4 protein-coding genes are annotated in these 5,403 nt (G+C 55.2%); all 4 read left to right on the top strand.

Annotated elements, in window-relative coordinates:
* The first annotated feature begins 859 nt into the window (after positions 1–859).
* Positions 860–1,819: a UDP-glucuronic acid decarboxylase family protein gene (locus JNM42_RS15640; RefSeq protein ID WP_294272191.1), complete on the top strand. Its 960-nt coding sequence runs from the start codon at positions 860–862 to the stop codon at positions 1,817–1,819.
* 269 nt (positions 1,820–2,088) lie between these two features.
* A complete protein-coding gene (locus JNM42_RS15635; RefSeq protein ID WP_294272188.1) occupies positions 2,089–4,146 on the top strand; it encodes a Wzz/FepE/Etk N-terminal domain-containing protein in 2,058 nt (685 codons plus the stop codon).
* A 29-nt stretch (positions 4,147–4,175) separates the two neighbouring features.
* The gene (locus tag JNM42_RS15630; protein WP_294272186.1) at positions 4,176–4,958 is read left to right on the top strand and encodes a class I SAM-dependent methyltransferase; all 783 of its coding nucleotides are present in this window, start codon (positions 4,176–4,178) and stop codon (positions 4,956–4,958) included.
* A 40-nt stretch (positions 4,959–4,998) separates the two neighbouring features.
* A partial coding sequence (locus tag JNM42_RS15625; RefSeq protein ID WP_294272183.1) for a hypothetical protein occupies positions 4,999–5,403 on the top strand: 405 nt, incomplete at its 3' end.

The raw sequence follows: 5,403 nt of genomic DNA, 5'->3' as shown, positions 1-5,403 counted from the left end.
CCCCGTATTGCCTCCAGGCCAACCTTCGCCTTGAATTCCGATGAATACGCATTGCGCTTCTTTGCTTCGCTCATATATCCTCATTTCGTTCGACAGCACACAGCTTAAACCGCTGTCTCAAAAACGGGGACCACTTTACTTCATGGCTGATCAGTTAAGGTAAAAGGGCTGAACTTCGGCTAAATCGAAATGACAGGCTGAGCTTGGCGAACACCGGAAAATTGCTTTGGATTCGACAAGTCAATGTCAATATCTTGGATGAAGGCGATTGAAAATCTCCTGCTTGAGAATGTAGATGACAAATTATCATGTCAGGAAGGCACAGCGGGCCGGAATATACATTTGGAATTCCTGTCCTTGAGGTCCGTCCCATGGTTCCGCAGCTTTAGCAACAATGTCTGGTCGTCTGCCCTAGCAGAGTATGGGATTCCGGATAAACCTCTGCTGCCGGTGAAAATGTCGTTGCGTTTAAGGTCAGGATTAACTGAAGGTAAAGAATCAACGATATCACCGGGGAACATAAAAGCAGGTTGGCGGTCAATGATGTAAGTCGGGTGGCCGGAAACAAGAATCCATGAGATTGGTCGGCGTAAAACCGAGTACTGTTCAGTCATAAAAATAATAAAGGGCATTAACATTTTCTTGTTCAACAACCTTTGGATTAGTACATTCGGGCTATTGACTGAATATTTTTTGCACGCAAAATCGGGGTAAAGGAGCTTTGGTTTCTCATAAGATCCGGTATTCGACTAATTCAGAATAGTTAGGGTTTCAACATGAATTTGATATATAACTCGGGCTGCATGCTTAAAGCGAGGACATTGTCCTTCATTGCTCCTTGTTCCTGCGAGGTTTCACGGTGAAAGACGCCTACCGAAAGTCATATCTTGTTACTGGTGGCGCTGGTTTCCTCGGTTCGCATCTTTGTGAGAAGTTGCTCGAGCGCGGTGATGAGGTCATCTGTGTCGACAACTTCTTCACCGGAAGCAAGCGTAATATCGAGCATCTGTTGCATCATCCTCATTTTGAGTTGATGCGGCATGACGTCACTTTTCCCCTCTATATTGAGGTGGATGAAATCTTCAATCTGGCCTGCCCTGCATCACCCGTGCACTATCAGCATGATCCGGTGCAGACTACCAAAACCAGCGTACATGGTGCGATCAACATGCTCGGCCTGGCCAAGCGATTGCGCGCAAAGATACTGCAAGCATCGACCAGCGAGGTTTATGGTGATCCCCAGATACACCCTCAACGCGAAGATTACTGGGGGCACGTCAACCCCACTGGACACCGCGCATGCTATGACGAAGGCAAGCGTTGTGCTGAAACGCTGTTCTTCGACTACCATCGGCAGCACAATTTGCGCATCAAGGTGATGCGCATCTTCAATACTTACGGCCCGCGAATGCACCCCAACGACGGTCGTGTCGTTTCCAATTTCATCGTCCAGGCACTTACCGGCAAGGACATTACGTTGTATGGTGACGGGACGCAAACCCGATCATTCTGCTACGTAGACGACCTGATTGAAGGGGCGCTCAAATTGATGGATACCGGCGACGAGGTCGTCGGCCCGATCAACATCGGCAATCCGGTTGAGTCGACGATTCGTGAATTGGCCGAACGCATCATCGAGATGACCGGTTCGCGCTCCACGATTGTCTATCGACCATTACCCAGCGATGACCCTACCCAGCGCTGCCCCGATATCGCTCGCGCCAGAGAGTGTCTGGGTTGGGAGCCAAAGGTACCGCTCGAAGAGGGGCTGCGCAGTACCATTGAGTATTTTGACCGATTGCTTGGTCGGCCAGGCTGACTGCACTACCGGACAGTTTTATTTTCGGCAGTGGTCTGACGTGATGGCGCGTGCTGAATAACTTCCTGACAAGTCCCGATTCACCACGATGTTCAGACAATCAGATCAATTGTAGTAGCGATTTTTTTGCGTTTCTTCTTAGCCCATGAATGACGTGCTGAACTTTGTAGCCCCTAGTGTGGCGTGTTAATCTCCACGGCTGTTTCTGTCCGTGCTTTGCCTAAAGGGCAGATTGAGCATGTCGATGAATTTCTAAACGGCGATCGAAAATGAAATCAACAAGCGCTCAGTTCGGCCTGCGAGAAAACCTCGCTACGCTTTTTCGACACAAGAAAATGATTATCGGTGTGGCGCTGATTTCAGCGGTTACGAGCTTCGCCGTTGCGCTGCTACAGTCCAAGGTCTGGGAAAGCTCGGCGCACATACTGGTGCAGCAGAACCGCCAGGCAGTGCGCATCGGATCGTCAGATGCTGGTCCCGATGCGCAGATGCGCCTGAATCGGGGAGAAATTGTCCGTACCGAAATCAGCATCATGTCGAGCACCCCCGTGCTGCTCGAAACAGTAACACGCATCGGGCCTGAGAAGGTTCTGGAAAAAATGCGCTGGCGCTGGGACTGGCTGATTGAACTGCCAGACCGGACCTACAGCGCTATCAAGAACTTTGTAATGCAGAACATCTTCGGCATGCCGCCAGGCGAAGGCCTGACGAAGACCCAGATGGCCATGCGCAAAGCCAACGCTCACCTGAACATCGAGGCGGTGCGCGAGGCCGATGTATTCGTCGTGACCGCCGAAAGTCCCGATCCCGAGTTCTCGGCCGAGTTGGCAAACACCATGATCGACGTATATCTTGAGCATCACATCAAGGTAAGGCAAGGCGCTGCCACGTCCGGTGTGTTCGCGGTCGAGACCGAACGGCAGAAAGTTGAGCTGCAGGCAGCCATCGATCACCAGCAGGACTTAAAGGCACGGACGGGTATCGTGGCTGTGGGGCCGCAAAAGCAGTCACTGTTGCAGCGGCTCAGCGAGGCCGAGGCGGCGTTGAGCCGATCCGAGATTGAAACCTCCGAGAGCCAGCGCCGAATCGCCGAAGGTGAGCGTCAGTTGTCCAAGCGTTCGCCCGAAACTCCGGCGCTGGATTCCCTGCGTCAGCAACTGGGGCAGCTTGAAATCGAGCGAGGTAATTATCAGCCAGGCAGCCCTGCCGGGCGTAGTATCGACCTTGAAATAAGGAATGTGCAAGCAAGCATCCGCGCTGAACAGGAGCGCGTTGGTGCGACGCAGGCGTCCGGGGTTAACACAACGTACCAGGAAATCGAGCGCAATGTGCTGGCTGAGCGTTCCCGTGTGAGCGCACTGTCATCGCGCACCACCGACTTGCGCAAGCTCATCGTCGATTACCGGCGCCAGCTTACTGAAGTGGATAGCCAGGAGACTCTTCTGCGCGAAGCCATTCGCGAAGTCGATCTGAAGGAAGATGCGCTACGCAATTCCCTGAAGAAGCAGGAGGAAGAGCAACTGAGCGGCATCATGAATGATCGCAAGGTGAGCGACGTGGTTCCTATCGAGCGAGCGACGCCTGCGGATCGACCGTCCAAGCCGCGCAAGCTGCTCAACCTGGGTCTGGGACTGGCTGGCGGCCTGATCGCAGGGCTGGTGCTGGCCCAACTCAGTGAGTACTTCCGCCGCACAATATCCACGCGTGAAGAGGCGCAGGATCAACTCGACCTGCCGGTACTGGCGAGCCTGCCCGACTTCAGGCTTGCCCCCGACTCTGAAGCCCTCAAGCAGATCGAGTTGCGCCACATCGCCCAGGCCTTGCGACAGGTTCGAGGGGAAGCCGCTGGCTTGACTGTGCTCGTCACCAGTAGTAGCAAGGGGGAAGGAAAAACTTTTCTGGTGCGCGAGTTATCCGCGTTGTTCGGGCGTAGCGATGCGGTGTGCGCTACGATTGACGCAAGTGACGGCCATCTGCATCTGCCCCTGCTTTCGGTGTCTGATGATCCCTCAAACATCAGTGCCCAGATGATCGCCCAGTCGCGCGAAGCGTTGCACGATTTGCGCCGGGAGCACGGTGTGGTATTGATCGACGGGCCGGCGATGGGAACTTCGGGCGAAGGCTTGTGGCTACCGGAAATCGTAGACGTAGTGTTGCTCGTCATCGAGGCCGAACGCACTACCGGCATCAACGCCATCCGAACTCGTCGCCTGATCGAAGGTGCAGGCGGCAAGGTGATCGGCGTGGTGCTCAACCGTCGCCGTTTTGTGATTCCTGGCTGGGTTTATGGCTGGCTGCTGTCGCCTCGCCATGCCATGCTAGGCTGATTTTTTCATTTGTGATTCCGGAGGATTCGGTGACTGCAAAAGCCCTCTCGCGCAATGACCCCGACTGGGTAGGGGAAGACGGCTGGTACCAACCGCACGACTACTGGCTTACGCTGTGTGGACTATACCCGTTGTATGGTTTCGGACTTGCCGCGCTCGGGGATCTGGGCGGCAAGCGTGTGCTCGATTGTGGCTGTGGCAAGGGCCACACCTCGGTCATGCTGGCCAAGCATGGCGCCGTGGTTAGCGCCTTCGACGCGTCCGGTCCCGATCTGGCCATTGCTTCGCGGCTGGCCAAGGCCAACGGCGTGTCGGTGGACATCAAGACGATGTTCTTTGAACATCTGGATTACCCCGATGCCTCCTTCGATAACGCTTTCGGCGCCTGCGTATTGCACCACGTGGACATTCCGCAGGCGATGACCGAACTATGCCGGATACTCAAGCCGGGGGGTCGAGCAGTGTTTATCGAGAACTCAGCGCGCAACCCGCTCTTGATGCTGGCGCGCCGCAGGCTGGTCGGCAGGCTGGGTATCCCGCGTTATGGTGACGACCACGAGCATCCGTTGCGGCTTTCCGATTTTGAAGCGATGCGCGCACATTTCGGCGGAAAAGTTACCGTGCATTACCCCGAATTCGTCTTTTTTCGTCTGCTCGATTTTTACGTGCTGCAGCGCCGCGTGCCGTTGCTGAGCGGTCTGTTACGCGGCGCCGACTGGATCGGGCAGCGCATCCCCTGGGTGAACAAATTTGGTTATTTCCTGGCCGTACAGTTTGATCGCAACCCTGCGGCGTCTGCCTCGGAAACGTGACACAGTGATGGCACCAACCCCACGAAGGAGACTTTTCGCGATGCTAGAGTTTACTCGTCCCGCACGATGGCTGACCAGCGCCACAGCGGCGCAGTGCCTGATCGTTTCCCTGTCACTGGTTATTCCGTCTGCGGATGCCGAGGAGAAGAACGAATTTGCACTGAGGGCGCCGAAGGCTGCAGCATCCTGCAATGCCGACGTAAAGTCACCCCCGCCGAAGACTCGAGATACGCCCGATGCCGTCAAGGTGCTGCCGCCAGCGCAAGGCATTTATGCCGGCGTCTATAGCATCGGCACCACGCGGGCCGACGTGAAGGAGTTCCAGCGCAAAACCGGAAAAGCGCCAGCCATCGTCTTTACCTTCCACGACTGGCTGACCGACGAGGATTATTACAGGAAGAATCCAACACTGCGCACGCTCAACAGCGACATGGAAGACAAGGGC

Origin of the sequence: Propionivibrio sp. (assembly GCF_016790145.1) — a bacterium.
Classification (GTDB): Bacteria; Pseudomonadota; Gammaproteobacteria; order Burkholderiales; family Rhodocyclaceae; genus Propionivibrio.
The sequence above is the reverse complement of the archived record's forward strand: the minus strand, read 5'-3'. Positions and strand labels throughout refer to the sequence as shown.

What these genes read in the sequence shown, in the direction of transcription:
- JNM42_RS15635 (WP_294272188.1), top strand. Translation starts at nt 2,089, where the DNA reads ATGAAATCAACAAGCGCTCAGTTCGGCCTGCGAGAAAACCTCGCTACG.